General features: G+C 50.7%; 16 protein-coding genes. 9 read left to right on the top strand and 7 right to left on the bottom strand.

Going from position 1 to position 21,581, the window contains the following annotated elements; genetic code table 11:
* Window positions 1–141 precede the first annotated feature (141 nt).
* From J3P35_RS15510 to ftsZ, 3 genes are read left to right on the top strand one after another with little or no spacing between them, the layout of a single operon-like run.
* On the top strand, window positions 142–732 hold the full coding sequence (locus tag J3P35_RS15510; protein ID WP_246850250.1) for a cell division protein FtsQ/DivIB: 591 nt from the start codon (window positions 142–144) through the stop codon (window positions 730–732).
* Between the two features lie 8 nt (window positions 733–740).
* Window positions 741–2,078: a cell division protein FtsA gene (gene ftsA / locus J3P35_RS15505; protein ID WP_210465470.1), complete on the top strand. Its 1,338-nt coding sequence runs from the start codon at window positions 741–743 to the stop codon at window positions 2,076–2,078.
* 23 nt (window positions 2,079–2,101) lie between these two features.
* On the top strand, window positions 2,102–3,610 hold the full coding sequence (gene ftsZ / locus J3P35_RS15500; RefSeq protein WP_210465469.1) for a cell division protein FtsZ: 1,509 nt from the start codon (window positions 2,102–2,104) through the stop codon (window positions 3,608–3,610).
* Window positions 3,611–3,914: 304 nt separating this feature from the next.
* Here the strand turns inward: ftsZ and J3P35_RS15495 are convergent, their stop codons facing one another.
* From J3P35_RS15495 to J3P35_RS15480, 4 genes are all read right to left on the bottom strand, one after another.
* The gene (locus J3P35_RS15495; protein WP_210465468.1) at window positions 3,915–4,439 is read right to left on the bottom strand and encodes an NADPH-dependent FMN reductase; all 525 of its coding nucleotides are present in this window, start codon (window positions 4,437–4,439) and stop codon (window positions 3,915–3,917) included.
* A gap of 183 nt (window positions 4,440–4,622) precedes the next feature.
* On the bottom strand, window positions 4,623–5,375 hold the full coding sequence (locus J3P35_RS15490; RefSeq protein ID WP_210465467.1) for a succinate dehydrogenase/fumarate reductase iron-sulfur subunit: 753 nt from the start codon (window positions 5,373–5,375) through the stop codon (window positions 4,623–4,625).
* A gap of 144 nt (window positions 5,376–5,519) precedes the next feature.
* The gene (locus J3P35_RS15485; protein WP_210465466.1) at window positions 5,520–7,433 is read right to left on the bottom strand and encodes a fumarate reductase/succinate dehydrogenase flavoprotein subunit; all 1,914 of its coding nucleotides are present in this window, start codon (window positions 7,431–7,433) and stop codon (window positions 5,520–5,522) included.
* A gap of 10 nt (window positions 7,434–7,443) precedes the next feature.
* The gene (locus tag J3P35_RS15480) at window positions 7,444–8,136 is read right to left on the bottom strand and encodes a succinate dehydrogenase cytochrome b subunit (protein WP_210465465.1); all 693 of its coding nucleotides are present in this window, start codon (window positions 8,134–8,136) and stop codon (window positions 7,444–7,446) included.
* Window positions 8,137–8,494: 358 nt separating this feature from the next.
* On the opposite strand from J3P35_RS15480, the gene J3P35_RS15475 reads away from it, so the two are divergent.
* From J3P35_RS15475 to J3P35_RS15465, 3 genes are all read left to right on the top strand, one after another.
* Window positions 8,495–11,260, top strand: coding sequence for a T9SS type B sorting domain-containing protein (locus J3P35_RS15475; RefSeq protein ID WP_210465464.1), 2,766 nt, complete (start codon window positions 8,495–8,497; stop codon window positions 11,258–11,260).
* Window positions 11,261–11,408: 148 nt separating this feature from the next.
* Window positions 11,409–12,284: an ACP S-malonyltransferase gene (gene fabD / locus J3P35_RS15470; RefSeq protein WP_210465463.1), complete on the top strand. Its 876-nt coding sequence runs from the start codon at window positions 11,409–11,411 to the stop codon at window positions 12,282–12,284.
* Window positions 12,285–12,335: 51 nt separating this feature from the next.
* Window positions 12,336–14,246 (top strand): polysaccharide biosynthesis protein, encoded by a 1,911-nt coding sequence (locus J3P35_RS15465; RefSeq protein ID WP_210465462.1) that lies wholly within the window; start codon window positions 12,336–12,338, stop codon window positions 14,244–14,246.
* A gap of 238 nt (window positions 14,247–14,484) precedes the next feature.
* Here J3P35_RS15465 and folK read toward each other — a convergent pair whose 3' ends face one another.
* Entirely contained in the window at window positions 14,485–14,979 is a 495-nt protein-coding gene (gene folK, locus J3P35_RS15460; protein WP_210465461.1) for a 2-amino-4-hydroxy-6-hydroxymethyldihydropteridine diphosphokinase, read from the bottom strand.
* Window positions 14,979–15,836: an alpha/beta hydrolase family protein gene (locus J3P35_RS15455; protein ID WP_246850249.1), complete on the bottom strand. Its 858-nt coding sequence runs from the start codon at window positions 15,834–15,836 to the stop codon at window positions 14,979–14,981. The genes folK and J3P35_RS15455 overlap by 1 nt, the downstream gene beginning before the upstream one ends.
* 106 nt (window positions 15,837–15,942) lie before the next feature.
* Here J3P35_RS15455 and J3P35_RS15450 point away from each other — a divergent pair, with 106 nt between their 5' ends.
* Together J3P35_RS15450 and J3P35_RS15445 are read left to right on the top strand one after the other, a co-directional pair.
* Complete coding sequence (locus J3P35_RS15450; RefSeq protein ID WP_210465460.1) at window positions 15,943–16,920, top strand: polyprenyl synthetase family protein; 978 nt, start codon at window positions 15,943–15,945, stop codon at window positions 16,918–16,920.
* Window positions 16,921–17,244: 324 nt separating this feature from the next.
* Entirely contained in the window at window positions 17,245–17,670 is a 426-nt protein-coding gene (locus J3P35_RS15445; protein WP_210465459.1) for a hypothetical protein, read from the top strand.
* 159 nt (window positions 17,671–17,829) lie between these two features.
* On the opposite strand, the gene J3P35_RS15440 is transcribed toward J3P35_RS15445, so the two are convergent.
* On the bottom strand, window positions 17,830–19,077 hold the full coding sequence (locus J3P35_RS15440; RefSeq protein ID WP_210465458.1) for a peroxiredoxin family protein: 1,248 nt from the start codon (window positions 19,075–19,077) through the stop codon (window positions 17,830–17,832).
* A 153-nt stretch (window positions 19,078–19,230) separates the two neighbouring features.
* Between J3P35_RS15440 and J3P35_RS15435 the strand changes: the two genes are divergently transcribed.
* Window positions 19,231–21,507, top strand: coding sequence for an aconitate hydratase (locus J3P35_RS15435; protein ID WP_210465457.1), 2,277 nt, complete (start codon window positions 19,231–19,233; stop codon window positions 21,505–21,507).
* The last annotated feature ends 74 nt before the right edge of the window (window positions 21,508–21,581 follow it).

Here is a 21,581-nt window from a genome sequence, read left to right as displayed (position 1 = left end):
CTATTTGCCGTTTTTTGCATGGGGGGCTTTGTGTTTTTAGCGGGATTTTCAAAAGCTAGACAGGAGGGAAAAATATGTAAAAAAGTTAATATTAAAATTGATAATGAGTATAACAATTACTTTCTTAGTGAATCGGAAGTGATGGCGCTGCTGACCCGTAACGGGAGTCAGCCACTCACGGGAATGAAAAAAGAGGAGATTGACCTCAAGCGGCTGGAAATGCGGATTAAATCGCATAAATTTGTGCGCGAAGCGGAGGTCTCTCGTGATCTGGAGGGAAACATCAATGTCACGATTCAGCAAAACCGGCCAATAGCCAGGTTGCTAAGCACTGAGAAGGACGTGTACTTAGACGAAGAAGGAAACCAGCTGCCTTTGTCTACCCTATACACGGCCCATGTCATACCTGTGACAGCATCAGTGGTGACATCTGCCAAAGGAGGCTCCTTTTTTCAGGACTCAGTGGGAATTGCGTATCTGTCCCTGCTACGGTACATTGAAAAAGACCCGTTCTGGAACGCACAGCTTGCCCACATGGACATTGACCAGCAAGGCAAGGTGAGCTTTTTGACCCAGGTGGGTGACCAGCGCATTGAATTCGGGAAACCGGTGAATGTGCAGGAGAAATTCAGAAGGCTTTTCATCTTCTACAAAGAAGTGATGCCAGTAGTGGGTTGGGATAAGTACAGCCGATTGAATGTGGAATACAAGGATCAGATTATTTGTGAATAATTAAGAACATGACGCAGAACGACAAAATAGTTGTAGGCTTAGACATTGGAACAACCAAAATTTGCGCGCTGGTAGGTAGGAAGAATGAATACGGCAAGCTAGAGATCCTTGGCTTGGGGAAAGCGGTTTCTGAAGGGGTAGTGCGGGGCATGGTAAGCAACATTGACAAAACCGTTGAAGCCATCCGTAAAGCGATAAAACAGGCCGAAGAGCAATCTGGCATTGACATAAAGGTAGTGAACGTGGGTATTGCCGGGCAGCACATCAAGAGTCTGCAGCACAACGGCTCCATCACACGCACCTCCCTTGACAGCGAGATCACCGTGGAAGACGTGAACCGTCTTACCAATGATATGTACCGTCTGGTGACACCACCGGGCAGTGAGATCATCCACGTAATGCCACAAGACTACAAAGTGGACTACGAAGATGGTATTATGGATCCGGTAGGCATGTCTGGTGTGCGTCTGGAAGGCAACTTCCACATCATCACGGCCCAGTCTAACGCGGTGAACAACATCACCAAGTGTATCAGCCGCGCTGGTCTGGAGATTGACCAACTCATTCTTGAGCCGTTGGCTTCCTGCATGTCTGTGCTGAGCGAAGAAGAGCGCGAGGCAGGGGTTGCCCTGATTGACATTGGGGGCGGAACCACAGACCTGGCTATCTTCAAAGACAATATTATCCGGCACACCGCAGTTCTTCCTTTCGGGGGGAACATCATAACCTCAGACATCAAGCAGGGTTGCATGGTTATGCAGAACCAGGCTGAGCAACTGAAGGTGCGTTTTGGAAAGGCCATTGCAGACGAAGCCTCTGATAATGAGATAGTTTCCATCCCTGGCCTGCGTGACCGGACCCCTAAAGAAATATCCTTAAAAAACCTTGCTTTCATTATAGAAGCAAGAATGGAGGAAATTGTTGAACTCGTTTACTCAGAAATTGTTAGAAGCGGGTATGCCAACCAATTGGCGGCAGGCGTTGTGATTACCGGAGGCGGTGCGCAACTGCAGAACCTGGTGCAATTAGTAGAGTACTTGACAGGCCTTGATGCCCGTATCGGATATCCGAATGAGCATTTGGGTAAGAGCAAGATAGACTCTGTGAAAAGCCCCATGTTTGCAACTACCGTAGGTTTGGTTCTGGCGGGTTACCAGGCACTGGATGAGCGGGTGAACCGCTATACAGAAATGGCTAACACGCCGGTTGTCCGGAGCACCAATGAGGTGAAACCTGTTCAGAAGGCTAGCAACAGTGGAGGTGGGGTAGGTTTCTTCAGTAAGATAATGGAGCGTACCAAAAGCATGCTGATCGATGATTTTGACGATAAGCAACAGAACTATTAACGCGTAATTTCAGGAGAGATAACATGAGTTTTTCATCGTATAAGTTTGATGTGCCATCGCACTCCAAATCTATCATCAAGGTAATTGGTGTTGGCGGAGGGGGAAGCAATGCCGTGAACCACATGTTCAACCAAGGCATTAAGGACGTGGAGTTTGTGGTGTGCAATACCGATGAACAGGCGTTGAAAAGCAGCAGTGTGCCTAACAAACTCCAGATCGGGACCACCCTTACCGAAGGACTTGGTGCTGGGGCTAACCCGGAGCGTGGCAAACAGGCTGCCTTAGAAAGTAAGGAAGAGATAAGAGAACTGTTAGGTGCCCACACCAAGATGGTATTCATCACGGCAGGTATGGGAGGTGGAACCGGAACCGGTGCCGCTCCGGTAATTGCCAAGGTGGCCAAAGAGATGGACATCCTTACGGTGGGTATCGTGACTGCTCCTTTCGCGTTTGAAGGCCGTAAGAAACGCACCGCCGCTGATAACGGTATCAAAGAACTGAGCGACAACTGCGATACCGTTCTTGTTATCCTCAATGACAAACTGCGCGAGATGTTTGGGAACCTGCCTATCCGGGCGGCGTTTGCCAAAGCCGATAACGTCCTGACCACTGCCGCCAAAAGTATTGCCGAGATCATCACGGTGACTTCTGAGGTGAACGTGGACTTTGAAGACGTGAAGACGGTAATGAAAGACTCCGGCGCTGCCGTAATGGGTTCTGCCATCACCGAAGGTGAGAACAGAGCACTGCGGGCTGCTGAGGAATCTTTGTCTTCTCCGTTGCTCAACAACACCGATATCCACGGAGCCCAGAAAATCCTTCTTTCCATCATGTCTGGTGACCAGGCGGAGCTGGAAATGGATGAACTGACCGAGATAACTGATTACATCCAGGAGAAAGCCGGCGATGATTCAGAGGTGATCTTTGGCCACGGGATTGATTCTTCTTTGGGAGCCAGCATACGGGTAACCGTGATTGCTACTGGTTTTGCACGCGAAATTGAAAGCCTGCCTGCCCCAAAAAAGTCTTTTGAGGCAGCAGCACCAGTTGGAGCAACTGCGCCTCAGGCTGTAACTGAGGAAGTTGTAGAGCCAGTCGCTCCGGTAGTATCCGCCACTTACACGGTAACCCCGCCTGCGTCCGCTAACCAGTTGGTTGCGAATGAGCCAGTGCGCAAGCCCGCTCCTGTAGCTGAGAATACCAATCGTATTGTTTTTGACCTGGATTCTGATAATGGTGTGGTAACCCCTGCCTATGAGGAAGAGGTTTTCGTGCCAGAGCCGGTGCAGGAAGTAAGAGATCCGCAGCAGAGCCGCATGGATGAGCGCCGCGAGCGTCTCCGCAGACTGAGCGCCGATGCTTATTCAGATGCCTCTATCAAAGAGAAACTGGAAGTTCCTGCTTACCTGCGCAGAAACGTGCAGTTGGAGAACGTGGTGCCTTCAGCGGAGCAGAAGATCTCCCGCTTCAACCTGAACGATGACAACGAACTTTTAGGAGACAACCGTTTCCTGCATGATAATGTAGACTAGGCGACTTAGCCCTGTTTTCAAAAAAGAAGCCCTGAAACGGATTGCGTTTCAGGGCTTCTTTTTTGGTTTTAGGGGAAATGTGAATCAGCGCCTTTTTAAGGAATGTATCTGGACCGTAGGGCAACCCTTGTGATTGCCCCTACACATTGTTTTCTGTTGCGCCTTCAGTCATTTGTTGGTGGCTGTCCACCTATAGGAGGACTATAATCCTCAAGTGCAACTTGGTGAGGCGTTCTCTAAAATAACCTGTTTAGCTGCTATAGCCGTTAAGGGTAACCACCAACGTTGCCCCTACATCTGCGTCTCAAAAAGAGAGGAACTCCTCGATCTGCTCTTCCAGAAGCTGGCGGTACAGCGGATTGGTGAACTGTCCTTCCTGCATGTGCTTGTGGATGTATGGGAAGCGGGGTTTCTGGGCCAGCACGTGCAGCCCGCAATAGTGGAGCACATCGGTGAGGTGGCTCAGCGCGATGTTCCCGCCTTGGCTTCCAGTAGACAGGCCCACTAGGGCACCTTTCTTTCTGCGCAGGGCATCTGGGTACTCCAAGCCATCAATAAAGGCCTTGAGCACCCCTGGGTAAGAGCAGTTATATTCCGGCACCACAAATACCATCTTCTGCACATCGGCCACGCGTTTCCTTAGGTTGATGAATTCTTGGGAGTAAAGTTCGCTCTTGTAGAGGTTGGGCGAGGCAAAATCAAGTGGAAGATCTTGTAAGTCCAAAATGTCTGATTCCTGTCCTCTGTCAGCTAACAGTTGCTGGTACAGTTTGGCTACCTTCAGGGTGATGGAATTAGGTCGGTTAGTACCCGAGATAATGAGTATCATTAAGTAATAGGTTAGGCTAGTTTAACAGCGTAAGCGGCTCTAAAGTTACTGCTTTTGGCGGCTTACCCATCTAGCCAGAACTTCTTCTGCTTCTATTTTAAGCCCCTTTTTCACAAATCAAACTAAAAACAAAAGGCGGAGCCTCCCAGGGAAGCTCCGCCTTTTCATTAGAATCAGTTACGCTTAAACGTTCTCAGACGTGAAAGCAGCTCCAATGTACTCGCGGTTCAGTTTTGCAATGTTCTCCAGAGAGATCCCCACCGGGCACTCCGCAGCACAAGAACCAATATTGGTACAAGAGCCAAAACCTTCTTTGTCCATCTGGGCTACCATGTTCTCCACGCGGGTTTTGCGCTCTACTTTACCCTGTGGCAACAAGGCCAGCTGAGAAACCTTCGCGCTTACAAATAACATGGCAGAACCATTCTTACAGGCCGCCACGCAGGCACCGCACTGAATACAGGTTGCCGCGTCAAAAGCTTTGTCTGCAATGTCCTTAGGAATTGGAATCTCATTCGCGTCTGGTACCCCACCGGTGTTCACCGAGATGTAACCACCTGCCTGCTGGATACGGTCCATGGCAGAACGGTCTACAATAAGGTCTTTCAGGATAGGGAAAGGACCCGCTCTCCAAGGCTCAATGGTAATGGTGTCACCGTCAGAGAACTTGCGCATGTGCAGCTGGCAGGTAGTAGTGCCGCGCTCCGGACCATGGGCACGGCCGTTAATGTACAGGCTGCACGTTCCGCAGATACCTTCTCTACAGTCGTGGTCAAAGGCAACAGGATCAATGCCCTTACGGAGAAGGTCTTCGTTCAGCACGTCCATCATTTCCAGGAAAGACATTTCCGGGGATATATCTTTTACTTGGTAGGTCTCCATTTTACCTGCTGATTGGAAGTTCTTCTGTCTCCAAACTTTCAGCGTCAGGTTCATTGGTTTGCTGTTAGGATTATTACCAGCCATTTTCTTTTCAATTAAGAATTAAGAATTTAGAATTAGGAATTGAAGAAAGAGGCGATCTGCAGTGGTTAACTTAGGTTGCCTCATTATTCTTAATTCCTAATTCTTAATTATTCATTATTTATAGCTACGCTGCGTCAATTTCACGTTCTCAAACTTCAGCTCCTCTTTGTGCAGCACGGCTTGTTGGTTGTCACCGGTATATTGCCAGGCGGCTACATAGGTGTAGTTTTCGTCGTCACGGAGTGCTTCGTTTTCCGGAGTCTGGAATTCCTCACGGAAGTGGCCACCACAAGATTCATTGCGGTTCAAGGCGTCATCTACCATCAGTTCACCTAACTCCAGGAAGTCTGCCACACGGCCTGCTTTCTCCAGGGTGATGTTCAGTTCTTCGTTTACGCCTACAATCTTCACGTCTCTCCAGAACTCATCACGCAGTTTTCTGATCTCCTGCTTGGCAAACTGTAAGCCTTCGGCGTTACGGGCCATGCCGCAGTAATCCCACATGATCTGCCCCAAAGCCTTGTGGAACTCATCTACCGTACGGGTACCGTTGATGCTAAGAAGTCGGTCAACGCTGGCTTTCAAAGCGGTCTCGGCTTCTTTGAAGGCTGGGTGAGAGGTCTCCACGCGGGTAGATGGCATCTGGGCTAAGTAATCTCCGATAGTGTAAGGAATTACGAAATAGCCATCAGCCAGACCTTGCATTAGGGCAGAGGCACCCAGGCGGTTGGCGCCGTGGTCAGAGAAGTTGCACTCACCGGTAGCATAAAGACCTGGTACAGTGGTCATCAGGTTGTAATCTACCCACAGTCCACCCATGGTATAGTGTACCGCCGGGTAGATACGCATTGGGGTAGTGTATGGATCCTCACCCGTGATCTTGGCGTACATGTCAAACAAGTTACCGTACTTCTGGGCAACTTTGTCAGCACCATCACGCTTGATTACATCGGCGAAGTCAAGGTATACGGCCAGTTTGGTGGTTCCTACGCCGCGTCCCTCGTCACAAGCTTGTTTGGCATTACGGGAAGCCACGTCACGTGGTACCAGGTTACCGAAGGAAGGATACTTACGCTCCAGGAAGTAATCACGCTCGTCTTCCGGTATATCCTGCGGGGCACGGTTGTCACCCACTGCCTTAGGTACCCAAACCCGTCCGTCGTTACGGAGTGACTCAGACATCAAGGTCAGTTTAGACTGGTAGCCACCGGAAACCGGAATACAGGTTGGGTGAATCTGGGTAAAGCAAGGGTTCGCGAAGAAAGCTCCTTTTTTGTAAGCTCTCCAGGCAGCCGTAGCGTTGGAACCCATTGCGTTAGTGGAAAGGAAGAACACGTTTCCGTATCCACCGGTGGCCAGGATTACCGCATGCGCGCTGTGTGATTCAATCTTACCGGTTACCAGGTGACGCGTCACGATACCGCGGGCTTTGCCGTCTACCATCACTAAGTCCAGCATCTCGGTACGTGGGTATAATTTCACCTTGCCGTACGCGATCTGGCGGTTCAGGGCAGAGTAGGCACCTAACAGAAGCTGTTGACCGGTTTGGCCCCGGGCGTAGAACGTCCGGCTTACCTGGGCACCCCCGAAGGAGCGGTTCGCCAGCAATCCGCCGTACTCACGCGCGAAAGGCACTCCTTGCGCCACGCACTGGTCAATGATGTTCACGCTCACCTGGGCCAGACGGTACACGTTGGCTTCACGGGCGCGGTAATCACCACCTTTGATGGTGTCATAGAACAGACGGTACACGCTGTCACCATCGTTCTGGTAGTTTTTGGCGGCGTTGATACCACCCTGGGCAGCGATGGAGTGCGCACGACGCGGGCTATCCTGATAGCAGAAAGCCTTTACGTTGTACCCAAGCTCGGCCAGGGTTGCGGCGGCAGAAGCTCCGGCCAGACCGGTTCCTACCACTATGATATCGTATTTACGTTTGTTAGCCGGGTTTACCAGCTTTACATTGAATTTATGCTTGTCCCATTTCTCGGCTAATGGGCCTTCGGGAATCTTTGAATCTAAAATCATATCGATCTGCTTAGCTCAAAACAACGTCTTTGATGAAAAAGTAAAGTGGCATGGCCGCAAAACCGGCTGGTACCACAATGGAAAAGAAGGCTCCAAATTTCTGAATGCCCGGGGTGTATTTCTTATGGTTTAGGCCCAAAGTGTGAAAAGCACTGGAGAAACCGTGGTATAAGTGATATCCCAAGGCAATCTGGCCCAGCACATAGATCAACACATACCACCACAGGTGGAAAGACTGCACCACTACAGAGTACAGATCATCATAGCCAGTGCCTTCAATGTCAATCATGTTAGGCTCACCGAAACGCGCCCGCCAGAAGAAGTTGTACAGGTGAATGATCAGGAACACCAGGATAACAGTACCCAACAAACCCATGTTGCGGGAAGACCAGTTGCTGTTGTCCTGGGGTCTGTTGTACGCATACGCTGTTTTACGCACGTTCTTGTTGCGGCGCGTAAGCACCAGTGCCTCGTAGATGTGGAAAACAAATCCTAGTACCAGCACTATTTCCATGGTGCGGATTAAAGGGTTGGTGGCCATAAAATGGGAGTAGATGTTGAAGGAAGCTCCTCCATCACCCTTGAACAGCTGCAGGTTGCCCACCAGGTGCACCACCAAAAAAGAGCAGAGAAACAAACCAGTGACAGCCACTAGAAGTTTGCGGCCTATAGTACTGGAAAACGTTTTAGAAAACCAACTCATTTTGTTGTGTTAAGGTTGATAAATAAGGTGTGTAAAGGATTGGTTAAATCTGTCCAAAGGTACATGCCAAGGCTTTCTCAAGCAATTGAAGTGTCTATTTTGATTAATTCTAAATTAAATTCTAATAATGACGAGATTTGTTAATGGGGCTTGCTGTTTTTGAACAGTTTTTGGGAAAATGACTTAAAAACGGGATTAGCCCCCTGGAATTACAACAGTAGAAAGGAGAATTCGTTATAGCCATAAACTCGTACATATCTTGTACATATATAACCATGGTACAATACATTTGTTGTAATCATCCATGGTCAATCTAGAGATTCTTCTATCTTTGTTTTTGTATGCAAACCGCTACTATATGCCTCTAATTCTACAAAAAGTAAGGGCCTTCCTGTTTTTGTTGTGTGGGCTGTTTCTTTTCTCTTTGGTTTCTTCCCAAACCGCGCAGGCAACCCACTTACGCGCCGGGAACATATACGTGAAAAGTGATACCACCGCCGGCAAAAATCCCCTCCGTTTTTTCTTTACATTGATTACCTACAGTGTGGCGCCGCCGCCTTTTGAAGATTTGGAGGCCACCCTGTACTTTGGCGACTGTACAAGCCAGCGCGTGCCCCGCGAATCCAGAACCTTGATTGCGCCAGGTGGCATTTGTCAGCAGAACAACACATTCGTGAACATCTATCGGTTTGAGCACATTTACTCTGGCCCGGGTACCTTTACGGTGACGTTTGTGGGGGAGAACCGCAACGGTGGTGTAGTCAATATCTCTTCTTCGGTACAGCAGACGTTTTTTTTGCAGAGCACCCTCACCGTTGATCCTTTTCTGGGTATTAACCGTTCCCCCATCTTACAATCTATCCCAGTAGATGTGGCCGCCCGAAACAAGATCTTCGTTCACAACCCGGCGGCCTATGACCCAGATGGGGATAGCCTTTCTTTTAGATTCCTGGAGCCCAGAATCTCAAACGGCAGTGATGCCTGCGGAAATCCGGTGGGCAGAACCGCTCCCGGATACCGGGGACTGGAAAACTTTTTGGGGCCAGCGCTTCCCGGAGGGCCGGCAGGGTTCAGTTTTGATGCGAGAACGGGGCAATTGACTTGGAATACACCTAATGTCCTTGGGGAGTTTAACATTGCCTTTGCGGTGGAGGAGTGGCGAGACGGACGCTTGATCGGCCAAGTAATCAGGGATATGCAGATCCTTGTTAAGGAAGACCCAAACCAGCCTCCCGTCCTGATTATTCCCAAGGATACTTGTGTGGTGGCCGGAACCTTCCTGCAAGCCACCATCAAAGCCAGAGATCCTGATAAAGACCCCGTGGTTATCTCTGCCATCGGGAGTATTCTTCCTCCGGCCTCCAATAAGGCGTCTTTTCCCAGGGTGAATGATTCTACCCATACTTTCAATTGGCAGACTTCCTGCCTGGATGTGCGTCGAGAGCCTTACCAAGTAGTGTTCAGGGCAGAAGATAAGCCAGCGGACTGTAGGCTGGTCTTAGTAGACCTCCAACCGTGGCGAGTCACCGTGGTGGGACCGCCTCCCGTGGTGGTGAGCGCAGTGCCGCAAACCAGCAGTAGCATCAGGGTGAATTGGAACGCCTATACTTGTCCCAATGCCACCATCATGTACATCTACCGCAAAGAGGGTCCTTCTGACTTTGTGCCCGATGCCTGTGAAACCGGTATTCCTGCATCTGCCGGCTATACAAGAATTGGGCAGGTCAGTGCGGGAGTTACCACTTTTCTGGATAACAACAACGGCCAGGGACTGGAGCGGAATAAAACCTACTGCTACCGGATCTATGCCGAATTCCCGCAGCCAAGTGGGGGCGAAAGTATCGCTTCTAACGAAGTCTGCGCTACGCTGGAATCCATTTCGCTCACCAAAGTTAGCGTAACCGAAACCAGCACCACCACCGGGAAGATTCGGGTGGAGTGGAGCAAGCCAAGACCAGCCAACGTGGCCCAACTTACCGCTCCTTTCCTTTATCGCCTGTTGCGTGTGCCGGGCCAGAACCGCAGTGCTAATGCGGCTTTCGTGCCAGTGACCGGCTATAACTTTACCAGCCTGAACGACACGGTCTTCACAGATAATAACCTGAACACCCAGGACACATCCTACACCTACAAGGTGGAGTTCTATCACTCTGGTACAGTGGGTAGCCCAACGGTTTTGGTAGACTCTTCCACGGCCTCCAGCGTCTATTTGTCAGGCCAGGCCAACGGCCCAACCATGGAACTGACCTGGACCTATAATGTGCCCTGGAACAACGCCAGCACCGCTAACGACCCGAGATGGCACGTGATCTTCATGGACCCGAACGGGGGCAGAAACTTTGTGCGATATGACAGCGTGCAGGCCACGGCTACCTCTGGTACATTCTCCAGAAGTGTGCCCCTGGAGCCAGGTAGGCAGTATAGGGTATATGTGCGGACCGAGGGATCCTTTGACAACCCGTTCCTGCCAGACCCTATCCTGAACAATAGCCAGGAAGTGTTCATCAACCGTTTGTGCGTGCCTATTCTGGCCATAGATCCGCTGGTCTGCGATGAGAACTTTGTGCCCAACGGGCCACCGTTCTCCAACACCCTCACGTGGTCTTTACCGCCCGGGTGTGATGCCGCCGCCATTGATTTCTACACACTGTATTACCGGGAAACCGAAGAAGGAGACTTCGTGAAATTAGCCACCATAGACAACACCAACCTGGCGGTGTACCAATACATCCACCAGAACCTGCTGTCTTACGCCGGGTGCTACGTGGTCACGGCTACAGATGTGAATGGGGTAGAGGGTGAGCAGAGCAACATCGTCTGCAAAGACAACTGTATCATCTTCTCGCTGCCTAACATCTTCACGCCTAACGCTGATGGCAAGAACGATGTTTTCACGCCCAAGCAAGGGGCAACCTTTATCAGAAGGGCTACGCTGCGGGTGTTCAACCGCTGGGGTAACAAGGTGTATGAAAGCACCGGAGACCCAGGCCTGAACTGGCGCGGCGTGGACAACGGCGGAAAAGCCCTGTCTGAGGGTACCTACTTCTACCAGGTGGAAGTAGAGTTCTTCGGCCTCAAGCCCGATGTCAGAAACTACAAAGGCTGGGTGGAGATCGTCCGGTAAAATCCGTATTCCGTATTTGGTTTTAAGAATGGTGCCTGTTCTCACAATGGGCACCATTTTTATATCTTTGCGTTTATCCTAAACCTAAACCACCGGTTTTAGACCTGTTTTGCAGAAAACGGACCTAAAACAAAATAACACGCAACGCATGAAAGCATATGTATTCCCGGGTCAGGGCGCTCAGTTTGTGGGCATGGGCAAAGACCTGTATGAGCAACACCAAACCGCCAAAGACCTTTTTGAGCGCGCCAATGAGATACTGGGCTTCCGCATTACAGATATCATGTTCTCCGGCACTGACGAGGAACTGAAGCAAACCAAAGTAACCCAGCCGGCCATTTTCCTGCATTCCGTGATCCAGGCCTCCGTTGCCCAGGATTTTGACCCTGAAATGGTAGCCGGACACTCCCTGGGAGAGTTCTCGGCACTTGTGGCTAACAAGGTACTGGCGTTTGAAGATGCCCTGCGTTTGGTTTCCAAAAGAGCGCTGGCCATGCAAGCTGCCTGTGAGGAGCAGCCTTCTACCATGGCCGCTATTTTGGGCCTGGAAGATGAGAAAGTAGAGCAAATCTGCGCCGAGGTGAATGATGTGGTAGTAGCAGCCAATTACAACTGCCCGGGCCAGCTGGTGATTTCAGGAACCATTGCGGGGGTAGAGGAAGCCTGTGAGCGTCTGAAAGCTGCTGGTGCCAAACGTGCCCTGGTGTTGCCGGTAGGCGGAGCTTTTCACTCGCCGTTGATGAAATCAGCCGAGGCTGAACTGGAAAAAGCTATTTTGAACACCGAGTTCAAACAAGGTATTTGCCCGGTGTACCAGAACGTGGACGCCAAACCGCACACAGATCCTCAGGAAATTCAGCAGAACCTTATCAAGCAGCTCACGGCTCCCGTACGCTGGACCCAGTCTGTGCAGCAAATGATCGCCGATGGTGCTACTATCTTTATTGAGTGCGGTCCCGGCAAGGTGCTGCAAGGCCTGGTGAAAAAGATTGACAAAACCGCCGAAGTAGGCCAGGTTAGCTAATCCTGTTTTTATCCTTTTTCCCGAAAAGCACGCTTAAAACAGATGGGGCACATGCAGCAGATCTTCAAACAGAAAATGCCCAGGCAACTGGTCTTCGGGGTTGATATCTGTTTATGTGCCCTTTCTTTTTTCATGGCGTACCTGCTGCGCTTCAACTTTGATCTCCGGAAGTACACTGAGCTGTCTGTGACGCAGATGCTGCCTATTGTGCTGGCCGTGCGGGCCATTGCTTTCTATTACGGCAGAACCTACGCCGGCATCATCCGCTACACCAGCCTGGATGACCTGCGTAAGCTTTTCCTTTCACTTACAAGCAGTTCCTTTGTGCTGGTAATGGCCCAGTTGGTGTACAATAAGATCCTGGGCTACCAGAATTTCATTCCCATTTCGGTGCTGCTCATTGACTATCTGGGCTGTATCCTGGCGCTGTCCTTGTTACGGGGATGGGCCAAGATTGTGCATTACGAGTGGAACCACGCCAACACCCATAAGGTGAACGTGGCCATTTTCGGGGCCGGCGAGGTGGGAAGCATCACGCTGCAGACCCTGCAGCAGGACATGGGTACCTATTACCATTTCGCGTCTTTCCTGGACGACGACCCTAAAAAGCAGAACCTGGTGATCAATGGAGTGACCATCCAACGCCCGGCCGAGGATCTGGTGGGGCAGCTGAGGGCTCTGCAGATTGACCTGCTCATTGTGGCGGTGCAGCAGCTATCAATGACCCGTAGAAGACAACTGGTTGAGGCTTGCCTTAACGCTGGGGTGCAGGTACTGGTGGTGCCGCCGGTTTATAAATGGATCAACGGCGAACTCAGTTTCAAGCAGATCAGGGAGGTGCGCATTGAGGATGTCCTGGACCGGCCCACGGCCGAAATTGATTCTCCTATGCTGCACAATGAACTGCAGAACCGAACCATTCTGGTCACCGGCGCGGCGGGTTCTATTGGGAGCGAGCTGGTGCGGCAACTCATCAAATTCAAACCCAAACAGCTTATTCTCCTGGACCAGGCCGAGTCGGCGCTCTATGACCTGGAGCTTGAGTTGACCGAGCTTTACGTGAAGCTGAACTTTGAGGTAGTACTGGGTGACATCACGAACAAAGCTCGGGTAGAGGCGGTGTTTCGTCATTTCCGGCCGGAGTTGGTCTTCCATTGCGCCGCCTACAAACACGTGCCTGTTATAGAAGAGAACCCCACAGAGTCGCTCAATACCAATATCCTGGGCACCAAAATCCTGGCCGATTTGGCCGTGAAATACCAGGTTCAGAAGTTTGTGTTGCTCTCTACCGACAAAGCAGTGAACCCTACCAGCGTAATGGGTGCGTCCAAACGTCTCTGCGAGATGTACGTGCAGGCCATGGACCATTACCTTCGCGATTCCGGGAACAAACAGACCCGCTTTATCACCACCCGCTTCGGGAACGTTTTGGGCAGCACCGGCTCGGTGATCCCGCGTTTCCGGAAACAGATAGAAGAGGGTGGCCCCGTCACCGTCACCCACCCCGATATCTCTCGCTATTTCATGTCTATCAGAGAAGCCTGCCAGTTGGTATTAGAGGCAGCATCCATGGGCTCTGGCGGTGAGATCTACATCTTTGACATGGGTGACTCCATCAAGATCGTGGACCTAGCTAAGAAGATGATCAAGCTATCTGGTTTGACTTTAGGCAAGGACATCCAGCTGGTGTATACCGGTTTACGCCCCGGCGAGAAACTGGAGGAAGAGCTCTTCCATAAGAATGAATCGGTGCAAAGCACGGCACACCCTAAAATCAGCCTGGCCAACGTGCAAACGCCGCATAGCGAGAAAGTACTTCAGGAAATCGAGCAGCTCATAGAGTTATTCAATTCCCAGAACAACGTGGCGGTTATTAAGAAAATGAAGCAACTGGTGCCGGAGTACGTGAGCCAGAACTCCATTTATCAGAAGTTTGACCAGAAGCATGATTTCCGGGATTAGAAGCAGGATTTTCAGGATTAGGTAGTTTCTCAAGATTTTAAAGGCGGTCTTCAGAATATCCTTGATTGCTTAACTCTGCTTCAATTCCCTTTTTCTTGTTTGAGATAAAAGCAACTTTTAGTGCATTTTAGGCCTGATTTGAAGAAATAGGCTTAAAAAGTATCTACTCAAAATTGATATTGCTCCTCTAATTCAATCCTGAAAATTTACTCGATCCAGAAAATCCTGCTTCTATATCCTAACAATCCTGCTTCAGGAATTCCTTCACCTCCAACTCATCAGGGCATTCTGCCAATAAATTTTTAATGGTCTTTTGAAGGACTGGATGCACAAAATCAGGGGCTACTTCAGCGAGGGGCGCTAAGGTGAACCGCCGGAGGTGAAGTTGGGGGTGGGGGAGGTGCAGTTCGGGGGTGTTGACCACATTTTGGCCGTAAAACAGGATATCAATATCAATGACGCGGGCTCCCCAGCGTTCCTTTCTAATCCGACCCAGTTCCTGTTCTATGCGTTGGGTTAAGGCCAGCACTACCTTAGGGGAAAAGCCTGTGTGAAAGACCAGCACCTGGTTCAGGAAGGAGGGTTGGTCTTCCAGGCCCCAGGCAGCCGTTTCGTAAAGCTTTGATTTTTGAACTGTTTTCCCGAAAAGAGCCGCTAAACGGTTTGTGGCTTCGGATAGATAGAAAACCCGGTCTCCCAGGTTGCTGCCCAATAGCAGAAACAATGGCGTCATTACAACCGGTCTAGGGTGGTCTGGAAAAATTGGATGGTTTTATCGGCGGCGGCTTTGGCCAGCGCCGGCAGTTCAGGCTGTTCATAGGGGTGACGCCCTCCGAAGGAGTGGTCCCCGTCCGGAAGCAGGTAAAGCTCGGCGAAGGGGTTTAAGGCGTGCAGGTCGTGCGCCATCTGCACTGGCAGGGTCTCATCCTGCTCTCCGTGTAGGATCAACAACGGAATCTGCAGCTTTTCCACCGCCTTTGGAATGTTGAGGCGGTGGCGGTTGGCCAGGTAATTCTCTACCAACTGGTAATACAAAGGCATCTGCTGGCCTGTGCGCACGTTAGGGATGTATTGCACGCCGTCACGCTTCCAGCGTTCCATCACTTCCGGCGACCAGCGCTGGTCAATGTCACTGATTGCTGACCAGGTGGCCACGCCTGTTACCTCGGCGGCTTCCGCAGCCTTCAGCATCACCAATCCGCCCCCGCGGCTGTGGCCAATCAGGAAGATAAAATCGGCCTTCATTTCCTGGGCAGGTATTTCTGCGGGGTTGTTTCTCAGATACGCCAGCAGCGTGCCTACATCGTCCAGTTCAATGCAGAAGTTGTTGTTCCCGAAAGCCTCCATGTTGGTAAGATCGGTGCCGTATGGCTCCACGCCGTTATGCGAAAGATTCAGTTTCACGAACACGAAACCATGGTAGGCAAAGTAGTCGGCCAGCAGGTTGAAGTGGCCCCAGTCCTTGAAGCCTTTGAAGCCGTGCACAAACACCACCACGGGTTTGGCATTTCCGTCTGGGAGCCAGCGGGCGTCCACAGCGAAGTCGCGGCCGTGGGGCGAGGTGAGCAAAAAGTCCTTGCGAAGTATCATGGGCAGGAATATCTGAAAAAGGCGACGAAGTAACACCTGAATAACGGCAAATCCAAACCCAGCGTTTGCTTCTGAGGGCGCCGCCTCGTAATATTGCGCCCGAGAGATGAGCAGCCCCTTAGACCAGATACAGGCCCCGATTGCAGTGGAGATGCAGGAGTTCGAGAAGAAATTCCGCCAGTCCATGCAATCAAACGTTTTGCTCCTGGATAAGATCATGGGCTACATTGTGAAGCGCAAGGGAAAGCAGATGCGCCCCATGTTTGTGTTCTTCATGGCCAAGCTCCTGCAGGAGCAGATCCCCGATGCCACTTACCGCGGCGCGGCCCTCATTGAACTGCTGCACACCGCCACCCTGGTGCACGATGACGTGGTGGACGACTCCAACTACCGCCGCGGTTTCTTTTCCGTGAATGCCCTCTGGAAAAACAAAATTGCCGTGCTGGTGGGTGATTACCTGCTCTCCAAAGGCCTGCTGCTGTCTTTGAACAACGATGATTTCGGGCTGCTGAAGATCGTGAGCAACGCCGTGCGCGAGATGAGTGAGGGCGAGCTGCTGCAGATGGAGAAGGCCCGCCGCCTGGACATCACTGAGGAAGTCTACTTTGACATCATCCGGCAGAAAACCGCTTCCCTCATCGCTTCTTGCTGCGCTGTGGGTGTGGCCTCCATCGGGGCTGATGCGGAGACGGTGGAGCGCGCCCGCCTGTTTGGGGAGAAAGTGGGTCTGGCTTTCCAGATCAAAGACGATTTGTTTGACTACGGCACCGCCGAGATCGGCAAGCCCGTTGGCATTGACATCAAGGAGAAGAAGATGACGCTGCCCCTTATCTACGCACTGCAGCAAGCCGATTGGCTAACCAAACGCCGCGTCATCTACAACGTCAAAAACAACAACGGCAAAGCCGATAAGATCAACGCGGTCATTGACTTCGTGAAAAAGTCCGGCGGACTGGAGTACTCCATCAACTGCATGAACAACCTGCACGCCGAGGCCCTCACACTCCTGCACTCTTTCCCCGCTTCCCCTTCCCGAGACTCCCTGGAGCAACTCATCCGCTATACCATAGAGCGCGAGAAATAGGTTCTTTTTGTTTTAGGGCTGTTTTGGGGAAAATAGATGAAGAATTGCTTTATTTATTAGAGTAATGCCTGCCTAATTAGGAAGGAGTCTGAGAGGTGTTATTATTATCCATTGGTTATAATAAGGTTACAGTATAGGTTATTCAATTTCCTTGAGATATATTCCTAAATGAACAATAAGGTAATAGTCTTATTTCTGATCATATTATTATCTATCCTGATAGCTGGCATATATGGTATAATCCATAATCAGGTCACGTATTCTATTTCTTCAGAGTTCTTTACTAAGGTTCTGTTTTATCAGTTCGGGCTTGATGAATATTTCATGGAGTCTCCACGCCTAGGAGCTGCCATTATTGGGGTTTGGTCTAGTTGGTGGATGGGGCTGCTAATTGGAATAATGTTTGGAATTGTTGGTTGTTTGCATCAGAATACTAAGATTATGCTTCGGCAAACACTTAAAGCAATTGTCATAGCAATAATAATTGCCTTTTTTACTCCATTTATGGTAACGTCCTATTTATTTCTACCAGAATATCTGAACTCTGCATCATACATGCAATACGAGGTAATGCAATCAAGTGAAGTACCTCATAATATGATTATTCAAAATGATTTTTTATTTTACTTAGCTGCTCAAATTCATAATTATAGCTATGTAGGTGGATTGCTGGGGTTAATTGTTGGAGTGTCTTTCTTGATTTTGAATTACAAGAAAAGTGAGGCCACCGTAATAATGTCGAATAATTAGTTGGGGTATTGTCTTAGACTTAGTCCTATTTTCCTTCGAAGTTCTAACATGTCAATACTGTTCTTAGATTTAAGCCTGTTTTCAATAAAACACCCCTAAAACAGAAGCGGCGCTGATTTCAATATCAGCGCCTCTTCTTTTTCATAAACTAATTGTAGGCTACTTCTCAGCTACCAGTTCATCAATGGTCTTGTTGAATTCCTGCACAAACTCGTCATAATACTTGCCGGTGCCGGGGCCGGAGAAGCCCGTGTGGATCTTGCGTACTTTGCCTTGCTTGTCAATAAAGATGGTGGTAGGGAAGGAGAGCACGTGGTTGAGTGCCGGAAGTGATTTGGCTACCAGTTCCTTGTCTTTGGTACCGCCAATCAAGAGGGTATATGGCACTTGCAGGCGGTCGCGCATTTTCTCTACGCGCACTTTGGCTTTGTCAAACTCGGGGCTCACCTCATAGCCCAGGCCCACTACTTCTACGCCACGGCTTTTGTTTTTCTCGTACCAGGGTGCCAAAAACTTGGTCTCATCCATACAGTTGGGACACCAGGACCCGAAGATTTGCGCCACCACTACTTTGCCCTTGAACTGAGGATCTGAAAGAGAGACCTTCTTGCCGTTCAGGTCCGGGAAGGAAAAGTCCAGGCGCTCGTAGCCAGGTTTTAAATAGGTCAGGGTATCAGCGGAGGCCAGTTTGAAGTTCTCGTTGCGTTTGGCGGTCCAGGTCTCGTGGCCCGATTTGCCCGCGTAGAAATCTCCCTTTAAAGTGCCGTTCTCCTGACCGGTGGCTTGGAAGAGGAAAGCGTGGGCGCCGTCAAAGGCCGAGAGTTTCAGTTTGTTTCCGTCTACCTCGCCCTGCAGATAACGGTAATCGCCGGTAGTGGTCAGGAAGGTGCCGGTGAGGGCGTTGCCTTTCTGCACAAACTCTCCAATGGCCGGGTAGGTTTTGCCGCCGTCCTCGGTGAAAGTCACTTCCCATTTACCGGTTACGTCCAAGTTTGGTTTGGAGGGGTTTTGGGAAAAACGGCTTGTGTTCCCTAACTCCGCGGTGAACGGCAGGCTGTAGGGCTCTGCCTGATCTTTCCGTTCCCAGCGACCAGATAGCTTACCGTCTTTTACTTTGGCAATCAGCGCAGCGTCAAAGATGTGCATCTGCAGGCGCACGCTGTCCTGGGCATTTGAAATTTCATTAATCAAAATTCTCTCATCTCCGTTAATGAGATGGGCAACCTGCTTTCCGCCTTCTTCAGAAACGGTGAAGTTGAAGGGCATTTCCTGGCCGCTTACCTCAATGATACCGCGGTAGGAGCCCGTGCTTAGTTCATCTGAAGTAGAAGAGGAGCAGGCCGAAAGGCCCAGAGAAGCTGAAAAAAGGGCAAAAAACGAATATCTGGAAAAGGAAATCTTATTCATGCCGTAAAAGTACGGTGCCCGCTTGAATTTGCATACAGGTACGTGAAAACCTTTGCAAAGGGTGATATTTTAAAGCTTGTGTAAAAGTGTTCTGTTTGCGACATTTGTGCGCGACGTTAGTAGCACTGAACTTAAATAATACAAAGCAGATCTATGGCATTTGATGTAGACATGATCAAGGCAGTGTATGCGCAGCTGGGCGACCGGATTGCGGCAGCACGTACGGCGGTTGGCCGGCCTTTAACTCAAACTGAGAAAATTCTTTACGCTCACTTATATAATGGCGCTGCTACGCAGGCATATGAGCGGGGTAAGTCTTACGTTGACTTCGCGCCAGACCGCGTAGCCATGCAGGATGCCACGGCTCAGATGGCTTTGCTTCAGTTCATGCAGGCAGGCCGCCCTACGGTAGCTGTTCCTTCTTCGGTGCACTGCGACCACTTGATCCAGGCCCGTGTGGGTGCTGACCAGGATTTGGCCGAGGCTTATGCAGAAAACAAAGAGGTGTATGACTTCCTGGCTTCTGTATCTAATAAATATGGTATCGGGTTCTGGAAGCCGGGTGCGGGTATCATCCACACTGTGGTGTTTGAGAACTACGCCTTCCCGGGCGGAATGATGATCGGGACTGACTCTCACACGCCTAACGCGGGTGGTTTGGGTATGATCGCGATTGGTGTGGGCGGTGCCGATGCCGTAGACGTGATGGCCGGTATGGCTTGGGAGCTGAAGTTCCCACGTGTAATTGGGGTGAAACTGACTGGCCGTTTAAGCGGTTGGGCTGCGCCTAAAGACATAATCCTGAAAGTGGCAGGTATCTTGACCGTAAAAGGTGGTACCGGTGCCATTGTTGAATACTTCGGTGAGGGAGCCGCTAACATCTCCTGCTCCGGTAAATCCACCATCTGTAACATGGGTGCCGAGATTGGGGCTACTACCTCTGTTTTCGCCTATGATGAGACCATGGCCGATTACCTGAGAGGTACTGAGCGCGGTGAGATCGCTGACCTGGCCAGCCAGGTTGCCGAGCACCTGCGTGCCGATGAGGAAGTATACGCCAACCCTGAGGCTTTCTACGACCAACTGATTGAGATCAACCTGAGCGAGTTGGAGCCGCACGTGAACGGTCCGTTCACGCCGGATGCCGCCTGGCCAATCTCTCAGTTTGCGGCTGCCGTGCGTGAGCACAACTGGCCAGCCAAACTGGAAGTAGGTTTGATCGGGTCTTGCACCAACTCTTCTTATGAAGACCTTACCCGTGCTGCCTCAATAGCGAGACAAGCCGTAGAAAAAGGACTGGTAGCTAATGCAGAGTACACCATTACCCCAGGTTCTGAGGTGGTGCGTTACACTGCTGAGCGCGATGGTATCCTGGAGACTTTCTCTGAGATCGGAGGCGTGGTTTTGGCTAACGCTTGCGGTCCGTGCATCGGGCAGTGGGCGCGTCACACCGACGATCCTAAGCGCAAGAACTCCATCATCACTTCCTTTAACCGTAACTTCGCCAAGCGTAACGACGGTAACCCGAACACGCACGCGTTTGTGGCGTCACCAGAGATCGTTACAGCTTTCGCCATCGCCGGTGACCTTACTTTCAACCCGCTGACTGATACCCTCACAAACAAAAACGGTGAGCAGGTGAAACTGGATGAGCCGCAGGGTATCCAGTTCCCGGTAAACGGTTTCGCGGTGGAAGATGCTGGTTACGTGGCTCCGGCCGCTGATCCTAGCGGAGTAGAAGTGGTGGTGAACCCAGCTTCAGACCGTCTGCAACTGCTGGAAGGCTTCCAGCCTTGGAACGGACAAGACCTGACTGGTCTGCGCCTGTTGATTAAAGCCCAGGGTAAATGTACCACTGACCACATCTCTATGGCCGGTCCTTGGTTGAAATACCGTGGTCACTTGGACAACATCTCCAACAACATGCTCATTGGTGCTATCAACGCCTTCAACGGCGAAGCCAATAAGGTGAGAAACCTGGGTGTGCAGGGAGAGGCGTATGACGAAGTTCCAAAGGTAGCCCGCACCTACAAAGCCGCCGGTATTGGTACCGTGGTGGTAGGAGATGAGAACTATGGTGAAGGTTCTTCCCGTGAGCACGCGGCTATGGAGCCCCGTCACTTAGGTGTGAAAGTGGTTCTGGTGAAATCCTTCGCCCGTATCCACGAAACCAACCTGAAGAAGCAAGGTATGCTGGCGCTTACTTTCGCCAACAAAGAGGACTACGACAAGATTGAGGAGCACGACACCATCGACATCCTTGGCTTGACTTCCTTCACGCCCGGCGTTCCGTTGCAGGTGAGATTAACGCACAAAGACGGTTCTACCTACACCTTTGAGGCGAACCACACCTACAACCAAGGACAGATTGAGTGGTTCAAGGCTGGTTCAGCGCTTAACCTTATCCGTCTGCAGCAGCAAAACGCATAATCCTTAAATTGCCCATAAAACAGAAGCGGCGACCCATTGGGTCGCCGCTTCTGTTTTATGGGGTTTGCGTTTAG

This window comes from Rufibacter roseolus, from assembly GCF_017916365.1.
GTDB lineage: Bacteria > Bacteroidota > Bacteroidia > Cytophagales > Hymenobacteraceae > Nibribacter > Nibribacter roseolus.
Note: the sequence above shows the minus strand (reverse complement) of the source record. Positions and strands in the feature narration are given on the sequence as shown.